12 protein-coding genes are annotated in these 15,661 nt (G+C 45.9%); 9 read left to right on the top strand and 3 right to left on the bottom strand.

What is annotated here, in order from left to right:
- Positions 1–7: 7 nt before the first annotated feature.
- The 3 genes from ubiU to P0078_RS01205 all read right to left on the bottom strand — a co-directional run bounded on the left by ubiU (position 8) and on the right by P0078_RS01205 (position 2,206).
- Entirely contained in the window at positions 8–1,003 is a 996-nt protein-coding gene (gene ubiU, locus P0078_RS01215) for a ubiquinone anaerobic biosynthesis protein UbiU (RefSeq protein WP_282932661.1), read from the bottom strand.
- Between the two features lie 119 nt (positions 1,004–1,122).
- Entirely contained in the window at positions 1,123–1,500 is a 378-nt protein-coding gene (gene ubiT, locus P0078_RS01210; RefSeq protein WP_282932660.1) for a ubiquinone anaerobic biosynthesis accessory factor UbiT, read from the bottom strand.
- 322 nt (positions 1,501–1,822) lie between these two features.
- Positions 1,823–2,206: a putative zinc-binding protein gene (locus P0078_RS01205; protein ID WP_282932659.1), complete on the bottom strand. Its 384-nt coding sequence runs from the start codon at positions 2,204–2,206 to the stop codon at positions 1,823–1,825.
- A gap of 1,003 nt (positions 2,207–3,209) precedes the next feature.
- On the opposite strand from P0078_RS01205, the gene P0078_RS01200 reads away from it, so the two are divergent.
- The 9 genes from P0078_RS01200 to P0078_RS01160 all read left to right on the top strand — a co-directional run bounded on the left by P0078_RS01200 (position 3,210) and on the right by P0078_RS01160 (position 15,001).
- Positions 3,210–4,529, top strand: a complete 1,320-nt coding sequence (locus P0078_RS01200) for an OprO/OprP family phosphate-selective porin (RefSeq protein WP_282932658.1) — start codon at positions 3,210–3,212, stop codon at positions 4,527–4,529.
- Between the two features lie 478 nt (positions 4,530–5,007).
- Entirely contained in the window at positions 5,008–6,258 is a 1,251-nt protein-coding gene (locus tag P0078_RS01195) for an efflux RND transporter periplasmic adaptor subunit (RefSeq protein ID WP_282932657.1), read from the top strand.
- 21 nt (positions 6,259–6,279) lie between these two features.
- Entirely contained in the window at positions 6,280–6,996 is a 717-nt protein-coding gene (locus tag P0078_RS01190) for an ABC transporter ATP-binding protein (protein ID WP_282932656.1), read from the top strand.
- Positions 6,993–9,428: an ABC transporter permease gene (locus tag P0078_RS01185; protein WP_282932655.1), complete on the top strand. Its 2,436-nt coding sequence runs from the start codon at positions 6,993–6,995 to the stop codon at positions 9,426–9,428. Before P0078_RS01190 ends, P0078_RS01185 begins: the two co-directional genes overlap by 4 nt.
- Positions 9,429–9,517: 89 nt before the next feature.
- Entirely contained in the window at positions 9,518–10,417 is a 900-nt protein-coding gene (locus P0078_RS01180; RefSeq protein ID WP_282932654.1) for an alpha/beta fold hydrolase, read from the top strand.
- Between the two features lie 51 nt (positions 10,418–10,468).
- The gene (locus P0078_RS01175; protein WP_282932653.1) at positions 10,469–10,744 is read left to right on the top strand and encodes a TehB family protein; all 276 of its coding nucleotides are present in this window, start codon (positions 10,469–10,471) and stop codon (positions 10,742–10,744) included.
- Between the two features lie 204 nt (positions 10,745–10,948).
- Positions 10,949–11,404, top strand: coding sequence for a nuclear transport factor 2 family protein (locus tag P0078_RS01170; protein WP_282932652.1), 456 nt, complete (start codon positions 10,949–10,951; stop codon positions 11,402–11,404).
- Positions 11,405–11,787: 383 nt separating this feature from the next.
- Entirely contained in the window at positions 11,788–13,815 is a 2,028-nt protein-coding gene (locus tag P0078_RS01165; RefSeq protein WP_282932651.1) for an LVIVD repeat-containing protein, read from the top strand.
- 679 nt (positions 13,816–14,494) lie between these two features.
- The gene (locus P0078_RS01160; protein WP_282932650.1) at positions 14,495–15,001 is read left to right on the top strand and encodes an arsinothricin resistance N-acetyltransferase ArsN1 family B; all 507 of its coding nucleotides are present in this window, start codon (positions 14,495–14,497) and stop codon (positions 14,999–15,001) included.
- Positions 15,002–15,661 lie beyond the last annotated feature (660 nt).

The following is a 15,661-nucleotide window of genomic DNA, read 5'->3' as shown; positions in this document are numbered from 1 at the left end:
TTGTCCTCTACTGCCAGGGGCGATCATAAGCGCCCAGAGTCGTTTGCTTGCCTTCAGAATTTTTTGCCAATGTATCCCGCCAGCGATCCCTCACAGAGAAATCATCACCAAGCTGTAACACCGCATCAATCGCCTCACGCCAAGTGCGCACTATTTGCGATACATAGGCAGGACTCCGCTGTCTGCCTTCTAGCTTAATAGCCTTTATACCCGCCAACCTCAGCTCCGGCAGCAGAGCCATACTATTCAAGCTTGTCGGCTCCTCAAGCGCGTGCTGACGCTTTTCGTCAACGATAAACCGGCCCTTACACAAGGTTGGGTAGCCAGCATTTTCACCCTCGGTAAACCGGTCGATCAGCACTCCATTCAGCCTGGTTTCCAGTCCGTTCGCTACATTCCTCCATTCCACCGCCTTGGCCGGCGAACAAACGCCGTTCTTATTAGGCGACTCTCCAGTTACGTAGGAACTTAGATGACAGCGCCCCTCAGCCATAATACAAAGGCTACCGAAACCAAAAACTTCCAACTCCACTGGGCTGGCAACTGCCAACTGCTCTACTTGTTTAAGTGACAGTACCCGGGGTAGAACCGCACGGCGGACACCAAATTGCTGCCGGTAGAATTCCAATGCGGGTCCACTGGTAGCAGATGCCTGCACCGATAGATGGAGAGCCAAATGCGGATACTTTTTCTGCGCATATTCCATAAGACCGATATCTGCCAAAATCACGGCATCAGCACTGAGCCCTGCCGCCCTATCTACCGCTGCCTGCCAGCGCGAAAAAGTATCTGGCTTTGCGTAGGTATTAATAGCCACATATAACTTTCTACCTCGGCTGCGAATTCGCTCCAAGGCACGCAACGCACTCTTGTCGTTAAAATTTAGTCCGCCAAAGTTCCGTGCATTGGTTTCATCGCTAAAACCGATATAAACCGCATCTGCACCATTATCGACTGCGGCCTCCAGTGCTGGCAGGCTCCCGGCCGGGCATACAAGTTCCATAGTTGCTCCCTAATTAATTCGGGTAATCATTGCTAATTCAGCAGCAATAATATCCAGCCAGCGCAGGGTCCACTGCGGTATGCGGCTTCGATCGAGTGCATCAAGCCGGTTCTTTACTGTCAGGCCAATTTCGGTCTGTCCACCGAGGCATAGCCTACGTTGGAAAAAAGCGTATCCGGGTCCTCACGACCGCTGGCAATTGCCAGAAAATCGGCAATATCAGCTGAGATAGTAGAGTCAGCCACGGCGTGAGCTGGCGCGCGTACAAAGAGTGTGTCGCGCTTACTTACCCTAAGACAAACTCCCATATCCCTAACGGTAACTTCCAGCACCTGACCATCGAGAAAGTCGAAGAGTCCATCGTTTAACTCCTCTGAAAGCCTCGTATTTAGCAATTTGATAAATGCGATCTCACCCGGCCAGCTGGGTAACAACGGCATTACTCTGCAGCTGAGTCGATAGCCCATATGTGAAATTGATTTTCTAATCGCCAGCATTTTCCCTCCATATCCGATAAAACAGCTACAACTTAGCTCCAGCTTTATCATTTGCCCTGAAGCCTGCTATGCATCATTGTGGAAAACGTTACTCCCTTTGACCTTCTTCAACAGGAGTATTCAATGTTTAGTGATTTTCGCAGGAAGCCCCCTCAGGGTAAGAACCAAATACTTCCAAAGATGAGTAGTCGACATCCATTGTTTGTAAAACATCAAGCTAAAGGAATGGACCCCTATATTTTAAGAATTACCTTGATCATGGCGGCCATACGGCAAAGGATCACTATTGGCAGATGGCCGTTAAACTCAGCGGATAAGTGGGTCACGGTTCTGTCATCATAGACAGCTGGGGAATCACCACGGAATTCCAGATACGCTCTATTTCCTCTTCACACGGGTCCGCATGCATTTTTTCGGACCCCCTCCTTGGAAAGGTCGATGTGTACTTCGGGTTCAACCCCTGGCGCCTTAAGCAGTTGATGGCACAGTGCAAAGGACAGCCATCCAGGACAATTTTCTTACGCCCTGATTTTGCAGTTTTAACCAATGCATCTACATCTCCTCCGACCCCAGCCACACAGGACATCTCTGCCTGCGCATTCCGGTCTAGCTTCACAGCTAAAGTATTTGCTAACTGTGCGGCACTGGAACACCCGGAGCATGCATAGACCAAAGGCAACTCCCGGTAACCTGATTTACTAGTCACTATCGATTTACCCCATGTAAATTTGTTCCGGGTATCTATCACTGGATTCGCGACATTTTTGATCAGCGGACATATTCTTCAGCAGAATGCGCTTCGAGCAATTCATTAACCGAACCACTATGAAACAGAAGACAAGAATTTATGCACCCCAGACGCGCTGAGAATACGTCTCTATAAACGCATAATCGGTATCCATGCCTCACACGGCCGCAGGCGCAGTAAACTCTCCCCTCAATTTCTAGCAAAAACCTCCTGAATAAATCAGAGGTATCTCTGCATGTCCTAAACTCTATAGGAGTGGCTCCACGAGAATAACCACACACTACAAAATAAATAATTTGCCACCCGGAGCATTTAAATACAGTTAAATTGTGATACACCCGGATAATATATAAAATCAATAAAAAAGTGACACCTGCCCATAATAGGTAGGCATAGTGCATTTACCCCCAAATAGGTAGAGAGATTTGCGGGCAACAATAGCTCTATTTAACTAGAGTCAAATTCTGACAGGGACTGCCAAGATAAATAGAAGATAAGAGTTCAGCCTCTTTTTTTAGAAAATTCTTTATTGGTATTACCAAATCAGCCTCTACCACGGAGATACAACTAGCTTAAGCAGTTTATCTAAAGCTCTCTAGATTGAGTGTCAATCCAATCAATTTATACGCGCCCCTCCCAACTCCCTACCTGCTCAGGACAAGATATAACTCGCACCATCCTTTCGGACACTGCCGGAAATAACATGACTATAAGATAAAGAACCAATCAAACCACACCTATGAAAACCAAATAAATGCTCGATCAAGTGTGACCTATAAGCAACCTCGCGAATATTTAAGGTATCTAGAAATCGAAATACGCCTACCACTTTTCAATATCTAGATCTACTTGTCGGGGTATAGATCAACAACTTACTTTAAGGTTTACGTACCCGCTACTGACTACTACACTGCTGCGACACATATCTATTAATAATGGCAACCATTACAGAGAGCGTGACATGAAACGCTATGGCCTGCACCTTGTTTTGGCCTGCTTGTACTTCTCCAGCCCCTCTATCGCGGATATAGCCGAAACAAAAGGGGGATTAAAAATCACCTCTGATGATGGCAATTTCTATGGTGAACTCGGCGGAATTATCTTCTTTGATGGATATATTTTTGACAAAGATGACTCTTTTTACTCTGAATTAGACGAGGATTATTTTGTTTTTCGAGATATAGACGAGCCTGTAAACACCACTGACTTTCGCGCTGTACGCTTGATAATGAGAGGAAAACTATGGAAGTGGGAATACAAACTGGAACGTGATTTCTCCATTGCCGGCACTAGCGGACTTTTAGATGTTTATATGAATACTGAAGTCTTTAATGGAAAATTCATCACAGGGAATTATAAGCCAAGTAGATCTCTTGGTGAGCTAATCGGACAAAATGACATCCTGATGATGGAGCGCCCCTTTGCTTCAGACGGCATTTACTTTGGCCGCGTCAGGCAACAGGGGCTTGGTTGGCATACTTATTGGTGTTGCCATACATTCGGCATTGATGTGTTTAATCTGCGCAATCCAGGCAACCCACGGAACTCAGGTATCGGTACTGCAGCAAGGTTCACATGGGCCCCGATCAATGATCAGATAAGCACCCTTCACCTGGGTGCATCAGTGAGCTACGAAAACCCCAATAGATTCACCCTTCCACGCACAGCCTTTGTTGAATATTCTGGACGCCGTGGCCTTGGTCAGCTAATTGCACTAAGCCCTGGCGGAGATGACCTTTTCTTTGGGGAATTTGGTGACGACGAATTTTACCTTGGCAGCCCTGAAGGTAACGTCCACTTCACTGGGCTAGAATTAGCTGGCACCTATGGGCCATTTTATTTTCAGTCAGAATATGCTTTTGGAAAATTTACCGGGGATTATTTTCTCTCCGAGCTAACCTTCGAAGAATTTTTTGGAGCTCCACCAGACTTTTTCTGCGACCCTTTCTTCGGGTGCTTCATAGGCGATCAGGACGTTCGCACTTGGTATATTACTGGCAGCTGGGCTGTTACCGGAGAACGAAAGCCCTACAATGAAAAAAGAGGCACTTTTAAGTCTATAAAGCCTATCCCTCCGGCAGGTGCTCTTGAGTTAACCGCTCGATATCAGTCTATAGAAAATAGGGATATCCCAGACATGAAGGCTAGCAATTTCGTATTTGGATTTAATTATTATTTCAATCCCAGAGTGCGTTTAATGTTAAATATAACTTTAGGGAACAATAGATTTCTAAGTGACGACACAAATCAATTCGCTGTTCGTATTCATGGATTTTGGTAACTAAAGTACTCACTGCGATATAGTCATCCAATATGGCACTCCATTACAAATCCTAGACACCAAATACAAATCATTCAATGTAGCAAGACTGAGATTTCCAGATTATTCAACAGCTTTACTCTTTAATGCTCACTGAACAATATATTGCCAGTAGAGTCAACTATTAAGCTTACGTCATTCACACTATCTATATTTCCACGCCATTCATCGCAAGTAACTAGCTCTACTATCTATTTTACTGCACTTTCATTCCTTATAAGGTTCAGCAGAAAGTTGATCGTTGATATTTGGGTATGGATAAATAAAACATGTTCAGCTTAGCAAGTTACAAGCACCGAGATCCGGAAATTCTCAAAACTCCAATAGATATCTCCTAAATCTCAATATGTTTAATTTTTCATATTTTACAGAATCAGGTAAAAAAGCTACACAAAAAGAAAATTGCATAACGTTTACTTAACTCAGGAAATGCCTCAAAATGGATATAATTAAAACCAAGAAACGCCCCCTGATTAAGCACCCTTTAATGCTGGGTGGTGCTGCTCTTGCTTTAGTGGCATTTACCAGCACTCTCCTCTTACTTCCTGATAGCGCCTACAAAGTTGAGCGGGAACAACTGATGCTAGGCACCGTCCAACGGGGAGACCTGCAAGTTGTGGTAGATGGTTATGGTAGGCTGCGTTCAGACAAGCAGACGTTAATTACCGCTCTAACCGCAGCGAATGTTGAAAAAATCATGTTGCGTCCTGGTGCAGAAGTACAAAGTGATAGCATCATTATGCAGCTGAGTAATCCAGAGTTAATGCGCGACCTGGATGCAGCCGAAACCTCCCTGGAACAAGAGGAAGCTAATCTGCGTCGGCTTGTTCTGAACAACCAGCGCGATGTTCTCGCGGAGGAAGCCATACTCGCGGAACTGAACTCCAATTACCAAGTGATCAAGTTGCGTCGCGAAGCTGAGGACGAGCTGGTAAAAAGTGGAGTGGTTTCCCAGCTCACCTACCAAACCACCGTCTTACGCCAGGAACAGATGAAAAAACGTGTGGACCTGCAAAAACAGCGTATCAATCACTTGCGCAAAGTCGCCGTCGAATCAGAGTTGATCCAGCGCGAGCAAATCAACCAAGCCCAAACCCAATTGCAAAGTATCCAGCAACGTACAGACCGACTGACAGTACGCGCCGGCCTGGACGGCATACTGCAACGACTACCGGTAGAGCTGGGGCAAGGCGTCGATCCCGGGCAGGAGCTGGCACTGATCGGCAGCGAGACTGATCTTCTCGCTTTGGTTCAAGTACCACAATCCAAAGCAGAACAACTGGAGGTTGGCCAGCCCGCTGAAATTGATACCCGCAGAGAAAAAGTCGAAGGTATGGTAACCCGTATTACTCCTGAGGTTCGGGACGGCAATATTGAAGTGGAAATTGCTTTTAGCGCGGGCGCGCCAGAGTCTGCCAGGCCACAGCTCAACGTCGATGCCCGGATCTTCACTGCCACGATGGAAGATACGCTGTTCATCGAGAGGCCTATCAATGTGCAGAGACACAGTGAGGCCAATCTCTTCCTGATTAATGAAAACGGGGAGGAAGCGGCACTCCAGCCCATCAGCTTCGGCGAGGAGTCAGGTCGATATATCCAGATCACCCAAGGCCTCAATGAAGCAGACCGCATCATCCTCTCGGATATGGCCAATTTTAATGAAGCTGAGCATATCCAGATTGTTGACTAAAGCGAGAACAGGGAGTTCGCTATGTCCAAGCCAATCCTCCATATGGCCGGGATCACCAAGGTGTTCAGCACCGAAGAAATGGAAACTCACGCCCTGCGGGGCGTTGACCTGAGTATTTACCAGGGGGAATTTGTATCTATCTGCGGCCCCTCGGGTTGCGGTAAATCCACACTTCTCTCGATTCTCGGCCTGCTGGACCTCCCCACCAATGGCAGCTATCAGATTGAAGGGTTTGAAGTCGCTCAATTGTCGCTGAGTGAGGCGGCGACTATTCGCAACGAGAAAATAGGCTTTATCTTCCAATCCTTTAACCTGATTGACGAACTCTCAGTCTACGACAATATCGCCCTACCCCTGCGATACCGCCGCAATCCTATTCCCAAGTCTGAAGCCGACAAAAAAGTGAAACACTGCCTGGAGAAGGTGGGGATGAGTCACCGGGCCTCTCACAAACCTAACCAGTTATCCGGTGGCCAACAGCAGCGAATCGCCATAGCCCGCGCGCTAGTTGGCAATCCATCCCTGCTACTGGTGGACGAGCCCACCGGCAACCTGGATTCCCACAATGGCGATGCAGTAATGGAAATGCTGCGGCAACTCAATAATGAAGGTACCACCTTATGCATGGTGACCCATGACCCTCGCTATGCAGATATGGCCAGCCGTCAATTGCATCTGCTGGATGGAAAAATCTCAACGCCGCAGCCCATACTAGAGCCCCATGAGATGGCCCTATGATCACCACAAAGGACCTGTCCATTGCCCTCCAGTCCCTCAATCGGGCGCGGAGCTACGCCACCACTATTACTCTGACCCTGGGTATCACTCTCGGCGCCCTGGTAACGCTGTTTAATCTCAACTACCAACTGCTGGCCGCGCCCCTACCCTACCCGGACGAAGATCGGCTGTATGTCGTAAATGGTAATCTCTACCAGAACAAGCAGCTGCGGCTGGAAAACAACAGCCAATACCCCGCCCTGGTTGAAATCTATAAAAACGACAGTTTCTTCGAGTCCAGCGCCTTGGTGTACTTCTGGGAAGATGTGGTCCGCAATTTATCCGGATCACCACGGGTTAATGTTTCCTATGTCTCTCCGGAATATCTCCAGCTGGCTGGGGCACCCCTGGCCTTGGGCAGACAATTCAGTGCCGATGAAGGGCTCGATAGCCGAGTCCCCGTGGCGGTTATCAGCTATCAAACCTGGGAGCAGATGTTCCGGCGCAACCCAAATGTCTTGGAGCAAAGCCTGCAATTTGGGGAGGTGGACTTTCGTATTGTCGGCGTCATTGCCAAAGACTTTATTGAACCGCAGATCTATAAACAGGGCCGGCAAACAGCGGTCTGGCTGCCCTGGGACTTTAACGATACACAAGTAGAGCGCAGAAATAATTGGAGAGGCTTCCTGCCTTTTCGCATGCTCACAGGAAAGCTGAAGCCGGGCATTGACCCCGCCAGTGCGGGGCATGAATTGAGCACATTAATGAATGCCCAGTATCAAGCGGCCCTAGCGGGAAGATCCTCTTCGGTAGAAAGGTCCGTTGAATACCGACTCACCCCCTTCGCCAATAAAATACTTGGCGACAGCGCCACGCGAACCCTAATGGTAATGGGCGGTACACTGGTGCTTCTGTTAATTGCCTGCGCCAATGTTACCAACCTGATTCTTTCTCGCGCAGCCAAACAACAACGCAATATGGCGATACAGGTCGCGTTGGGCGCACATAAAAAACATATCTTTTTGGCCCTCCTATGTGAAATCGGCCTACTTATGTTAGGGGCTGCATTACTTTCTCTACTTTTAGCCCTGGGATCGACGGAAGTATTAAAGGTGATGGCTACGGAACAAATTCCTCGCATTCAAGAGCTCACCTTAAACTGGCAGACACTGGTTTTTGCACTGTTGTGTGCCTTACTGCTCGCCCTGTTCTTCTCAGCCATAGTCAGTCGCCAGGTTAATTACCGCGCACTGAATCAAATGCTGCAGAGCAGCGGCAAAGGTTCCGGCGTACAGATCTCGCCTCTAATCCGCAAAGTCCTCATCAGCAGCCAAGTGGCGATGACCAGTTTGCTTATCGTCGCCAGCTTGCAGATTTTCCTTCAAGCTAACCGACTGATTAACCAGCCCTTTGGCTTCCCCTTGGACAACGTTCAAGTAATGACTCTGAATATCGGCAATCTTAGGAGTGCCCCCGCTGCCGAACGGGAGAGTTACCTGAAGGCCATCAGGCAAAGATTGCTGGAGCACCCTAAAGTACAAATTGCCAGCCTGAGCCTAAACACTCCTATCTCCATCAGCCGGCCACTCTGGACCACATCCCTGAGTCATGATGCCAGCCGACAAAACCCGGTGATGGCCAAGACCACAGTGGTCGACGAAAACTACCTTTCCATTTTGCGTATGCCTTTGATAGCTGGCCGCCATATCAATGCGGCTGAATTTTCCGATAACAATCGCATGATGCTCGTCAACGAAACCCTGGCCCAGCAACTGGAGCCGGATGGAGAAGTATTAGGCAATCGCTACTACTGGCGAGGTGACTTGCCCTACCAAGTGGTCGGTGTAGTACGCAACGCAAGCCTGCCCGGCAAAAAGGAACCCGCCCGCTTATTTGTGCGCGGTATCAACGTGAGCTATCCCCTACTCGTACTCAGGCATAAACCTCACCAACCGCTCAGCACCACAGAAATAAATCGGGAATTTGCCCAAGTAAACAGGCAGTACAAAGTTTCTGAGCTATTCTCCCTGGAGCAGGCGCGAGACCTACTCCTAAGCAATGACCGGGTGTCAGTTTGGGTAACCACCGCCCTGACGTTACTGGCACTCAGTCTCGCTGCCATCGGTATCTTTGGAGTACTCAGTTACAGTGTACAACTGCGGCGTACAGAGCTTGGCGTGCGCATGGCAATCGGCGCCCGTCCAGCGACGATTTTCTATCACACCCTGATCGATAGCCTGATTCCCGTCGTTATTGGTATCGCTGTAGCGGCTTTGGCCCTAGTCCCTCTGGCGCTTTGGCTTGAGCAAAGCGAGTTCAGTATTGAAACCAGCCTCTGGGGCTGGCTGCTACCACCACTACTTATTATCGGCCTAACCGCCTCGGTGACCCTGCTTTCAGTATGGAAGATAATCAACAAGCCCGCGATTTACGCATTGCAAGGAACAGGATAATTACTTTCCACCTGATAGCCGCTGCTTGAGGTTGCGCGCTCATCGTGCAATCTTTACAGCAAATACAACAATAAGAACTGGAACAGCCAATGCAGCCTCAGCAGTGGTTATCAAACGGAAAGATTTTTGATTATCAAAACCACCAACTCTTCTATGTCGATAGCAACCCAAGCTGCCGACATAAACCAGTGCTGCTTTTGATTCACGGTTTTCCAACCAGTAGTTATGACTGGCAAAAGGTATGGCCCCAACTGACAGAGCACTATCGCTGTATTGCTATGGATATGCTGGGATTCGGCTACTCAGACAAACCCAAGCAGCATAACTACAGTATCTATGGGCAAGCTGATTTACATGAAGCTCTTCTGCAACATTTAAACATCAACAAGGTCCACCTGCTGGCCCATGACTATGGGGATACCGTTGCCCAAGAGTTACTCGCCAGAGCTAATAGCGGTGGTACCACGAGGTATACCTCAGCATGCTTGCTGAACGGCGGTCTATTTCCAGAAACTCATCAAGCACGTTTCGTACAAAAACTGCTGCTCTCTCCCGCAGGCTTCCTGATCAACAAACTGATGAGTTACCGACAGTTTTGCCGCAGCTTCAGTGCCATTTTCGGACCAGACACACAACCCTCTGGCAGAGAATTGCGAGACTTGTGGCAAATTCTCCAATATAAGAATGGCAACCGGCTCCTCTATAAACTAATCAGTTATATGCGCGACAGGCGCCAACATCGTCAGCGCTGGGTCGACGCCCTAAAGCAATACCCCGGCCCCCTGCTACTAATCAATGGCTCACTGGACCCAGTTTCAGGGAAGCATATGGTGGATCGATTTCGGCAACTGATAGATCGTCCAGCAGATATTATTGAGCTGGGGACGATTGGGCATTATCCGCAGTGGGAGGCACCTACTCTTCTAGTCTCGAACTATCTAAAGTTTATTGAGGCCTATTCAAACAAAGAGACCCAGGTCAGCCTATAAACAAAGCCTGGACTGCCAAAACCCACTTAAATTGATAAAAGGCCAGTATCAATGAAAGAATTACCAGGATGTATAGCTCCATATAAGAAAACCCCTGAATTCACTGAGGAGAATATCCCCCCAGGACTACTGAAAGATCACACTACCAAGGAGGGCGTATGGGGGAAGATAATAATCCTCGCTGGGTCACTGGAATATACGATTCAAGAGCCCGAGGTGGAGATTATTGAGCTAAGTCCAGAAAGATCTGGCGTAGTAGAGCCAACTGTAAAGCACCATGTTAAGCCGCTGGGGGCAGTAAAATTTTATGTTGAATTCTATCGATAAAGAAAGATTAAAGTGACTGACATAAATCGCCACACCAAGCTGTAGTGTTTCTTTTTCAAATTTCCGAACACAGATAGAGACGGCAAATAACTCAAATCTAAAATTTAATAGGAAACCAACTTTACTCATAAATAGTCTGAATATTTCAAACCAACACCTCCCGAATAAAGAAGACATAAACCAAAAGAACTCAAGGATATACCTATGCTTCGAATAATACTTTTTACCCTATCCACCCTACTCGCTAACGCTGTAAATGCCGACTCATCTAATGATAAAAAAAACATAGAAAGGGCTGTACTCGACTATATTGAATCACAACATCAAGTTAAGCCCGACTTAATGAGTAGAGGTTTAGACAAAAAACTAGCGAAAAGGACCTACTGGAAAGCCAAGGATGGCTCAGAGTTTATAATGGAGACAGATTATGAAACTATGCTTTGGGTAGCTGAGAACTACAACAAGGATGGTAATAAATTTCCTCCGACCCCAAGACTTGATATAGATATTCTCGATATCGACAGTCGAGCTGCATCGGTAAAATTATCTGTAGATGAATGGATTGACTATATGCACTTATATAAAAATGACAAGGATGAATGGAAAATTATCAATGTGCTCTGGCAGTACCATGACAAAAAAAGACATATCAGCAAATAATATACTTAAGAGACATAATCTAGAAAGACCCAGGTAATGCTCAGATTTTTAAATATCTTAACAATAGCTTTCACCATTTAGACAACAAACAATTGGTACAAAGTTTACACTTAAAGCTTAATTGGTACGAAGATTTAAACTGCAATTTAAACACCAACTGGGACATAAACAGATGATATCCTTCGTGATTGCCTGACACCCAGGTTACAGTTGAAACCCAGGAAGGCTTACGGGTGTTTTTATCCGCCTACTCTCCAGCCAATAACTGGCTAAACCCGGTATGACTCTGATATAAAGCCGTCAGATTAGACGCTTCAATTTGGTAGTTGTAGGCCGAGAAACAATCATTTTCTTTTAATTGGAATTAAAGGTCGGGGATAGATATGGACATCAGATATATCAATCATCTCTTTCTAATTGTTGTACTAGTACTGCTCGCCAGTTGTGGTGGTGGTGGCTCTGGATCGGGCACGGATAACGACTCAACGACAGAATCATCTACACCTACACCGGATCCAGAACCCGACCCAGATCCCGAGCCCGAGCCCGAGCCAGCTCCCGAGCAGGCATTGGAATTAGTGAACCACTGGGGACACGGTGCCTGCCTAGATTTCACTATGAGAAATGACATTGTGTATTGCGCAGCAAAAGGGGCAGGAACAGAAATATATCGTATAGAGCCCGGTAAATTTGTCCCTATCGGCAATCTCGACACCGCCCAAACCAGCAAGAATTCTCCTGAAACAAGTGATATAAAGTTAGTTGATAACAAATTGTATGTGGGCAGTCGTGGAAACTGGATAACAATTTATGATGTAACTATACCTGATACTCCAACTTTATTAGGTGAGTTTCCGGGTTCAGACTACGCGGGCGTTAACGATATTGAAGTGATAGGGAACTACGCCTACGTTTTCTTGACTTACGGAAAAATTGCAGTTTTTGATATCCATAACCCTGAACAAATTAGTGAAGTAGGCCAGGTCGGCCTTTACAACGAAGACAGCACTTACAGTGAGATGGGATATATGGCAATAAACGGAGATGTCATGTATGTCACAGACTACAATAATTTCTATATTATCGATATCACTGATTTGGCTAACCCCCAGATTATAACCAAGCGAATAATTAATAGTGCCGGTGCGTTAGGTGCCGCAGCATTTTATCTGGATGTCGACAGGCTCTATTCAGTGGGCACTTCTGGATTGGATGTTTACGACATCTCAGATGCATTTAACCCTATTAAGCTCAAGACTATTGGAGGTACCTATGGAGATGCGGTAACAACACACGATGGACTCCTATTTTATTCCTCATACTATCACCCCCTTTCCATATACAGCATTTCCGACGACAGTTATCTCGGAGGACAGTCTGTCAACGTGGAACTTGGACAGGTCTATACCATAGGCGTGATTGATGGAAGCCTTTATATTTCAAGTACTACGGGGCTATGGGAATTGGTCGACTACGACGAGACCACCATAAAGCTGGAATCTGTCCTTGATAGTCAAGGAAATGCAAATAAACTCCTAGTGTACGATGAATATATATTCTTATTAAATTATGCTGGCCCAATTAGGGTTCTCGATCAGAACTTGCAGTTGATAAACGCTATCGATGGTCAATTTAGGAATATGGCCATCTCAGAAAAGGGATTGTTGTACGCAGCAAACGGGCCAACATTTACGAATTTCGTACAAGCTTTTGATATTACTGATATTGATAAAATTGCTCAACTGAGTGAAGTTGATCTTAACGACTACCTCGATCCAATTGGATATGGCTGGGCAGAAAGTATCGTTGTTGAAAATGATATGGTTTTTATCTTCGCCAGTGTCTGGGGGGCAGACGATCAAGTGCTCTCATTTACTGACGATAAAACTCTTCCGTTTTCAGATGGAAAATCTGTGTCACTTGAATTTGACGCTTATGCAATGGTTGCCGATGATAATAATTTATATTTTACAGGGTCTGGTAGCTGGATAAAGAGATTAGATCTGACCACCTGGCCATACGATATAGAATTCTCTGAATTTTCTGCATACACAACACAGGTAACTGATATCAATTTTGCCAATGGGAAGATGTATGTTAGCTCTTATCAGGACATTGAGATTTACGGTAAATCTGAGATTAACGAACCTGTTTTCGAGTTCACATATCATTCGCCTAATATTAACGACTATTCGAATGAGATTAATGGTGCAACAGATTTTCTGGGCAACTTGATCTACATTTCTCAGAACAGCCAACTCTGTTTACTGGCTGCACCATTGACGGAGGATTCCGAAGCTACTTGCGCAGATCCTGTCGCAGGTTTCACAGCTGACTTACTGGTTGTCGACGACCATATATATGTGACAGGAGGCACAGATGGCCGAATTTATAAGTATAACTACCACTGACTACATTGATCATTGCTAGGATCGTAACGGAACCTCTGCACAATTCCGTAATATCCCTGCGGGTCTTGGACGCTACCGATGCTAGCTACAGCTCATCGCAGCCTTAGTCCTTCCCAAGGACTAAGGCCTTCAAGGCCCGCTCTACGGAGCTCTCAGAGACTCCCTGATTACTATGTAAATTTTCTGGCATGAACTGGTTATAAAGGTTAGTTTTCAGGCACATTTACCCTTATCTGCCAAATCTGAAAATGTGGGTATTCTGATACGTATAAATCTGCCGCTACCTACAGACAAGCTGCGTTGATATTGATTAGGGTCGTAATATTTGGCTCTATACCCTAAGGAAACCTGTGACCTCAAGTGATTACTCCTTAATCAGCATTAACTGTCTAGCTATAAAATATTGTGGATGGTCTTGCTTTTGCCGGCAGCAGTACCTAGCCAATTCGGAAGTAGCGCATAAGTACTCTCACCTTCAATAACACAGGGCGGGCTCTTCAGCTAAATAAACCGGAAGCTAAAAATAAATTTTCCAGTTCTCACTAATGAAAAATCACTAGCTAGTAAGAATCACTAAATAGCAATCTAGATTTTTATTGCAGCCAATAGCCGACTAGAAGATACCTATTGGCTTTTAGATGGCCATCCACTACCCTTCATTATAAAAAGGAGGATAGATATGATTCGAGCAGTTAAACACTCTGACTCTTTAGAAATCGCTAAAATCTACAATTACTATGTAAAAAACACCTATATTACTTTTGAAGCTGAACCGGTTTCCACTGAAAATATCGTCAACCGAATCGAGGAATGCGCAAAAAACAAGCTTCCCTGGCTTGTTGCCGAAGGCGAAGACCGCGTACTCGGCTATTGCTATGCCAGTAAATGGAAAGGGCGCTGTGCATACCAGTACTCCGTAGAGGCTACCGTATATTTGGATATGAACTATGCCTCAAAAGGCTGGGGTTCAAAGCTCTATGCAGAACTGTTTAAACAGTTAAGCGAACTCAATGTCCACGCAGTAATCTGCGGTATAGCTCTACCAAATACTGGCAGCGTAGCACTTCATGAGAAGTTTGGAATGGAAAAGGTTGCTCATTTTAAAGAGGTGGGTCGAAAATTTAACCAATGGATAGATGTCGGTTATTGGCAATGCTTACTCCCATTAAAAATGGTTAAAGCATGAAACAAGAATTTCATACCCGGAGTGCATTTGTAATACATATTACTGCGCACCCACGTTAACTCTAACAGGACTTTTTACCTTAAAATGGTACCAAAATTTCTCAAAGATCATAATTGCACACTTTTACGCCGCAAGGACTATTGCATCGAGTAATCGAGACTTCATTTCATTACCGGAAAACCAACAATGCCGGCTACGAGTTCAATTCTCATAATTGCTTCAGCTGGCTGAGTATGGGACTACTAAAGGGCTCAATAAAATAACGGGCTCAGTTTTCGACCATTAGTTAACCCAAGATGAGGCTATTTCAGAGCTGGATGAAACAAACCCAGCATCACATCAAGGATACAAAGTTAGCTAGTTTCACATAAGCAATGACCTCTCCGCATCAATGTTACTTGGTGAAATCCAAAGGTCGAAAACGAAAAATTGCGACTTAGCCTTTACCTCTGCAAAGGCGCGCAATAGCTACCTAACGCCCTAACCTTACAATATTGGTGATAAATGGCGATTCCGCCTGATCTTTCCTAACTTACAGCTTATCTATATTCAGGGAAGCGGTTTTACCCATCATATTTACACTCAAAACAAGGGTGGAAAAATTGCTACCGAGAAAGCCGCAGCAATAACTGGGCTGCATTTAATTTAGCTTATACTCCA

Origin of the sequence: Microbulbifer sp. VAAF005 (genome assembly GCF_030012985.1) — a bacterium.
Lineage (GTDB): Bacteria > Pseudomonadota > Gammaproteobacteria > Pseudomonadales > Cellvibrionaceae > Microbulbifer.
This window is presented reverse-complemented; position numbering and strand designations above follow the sequence as displayed.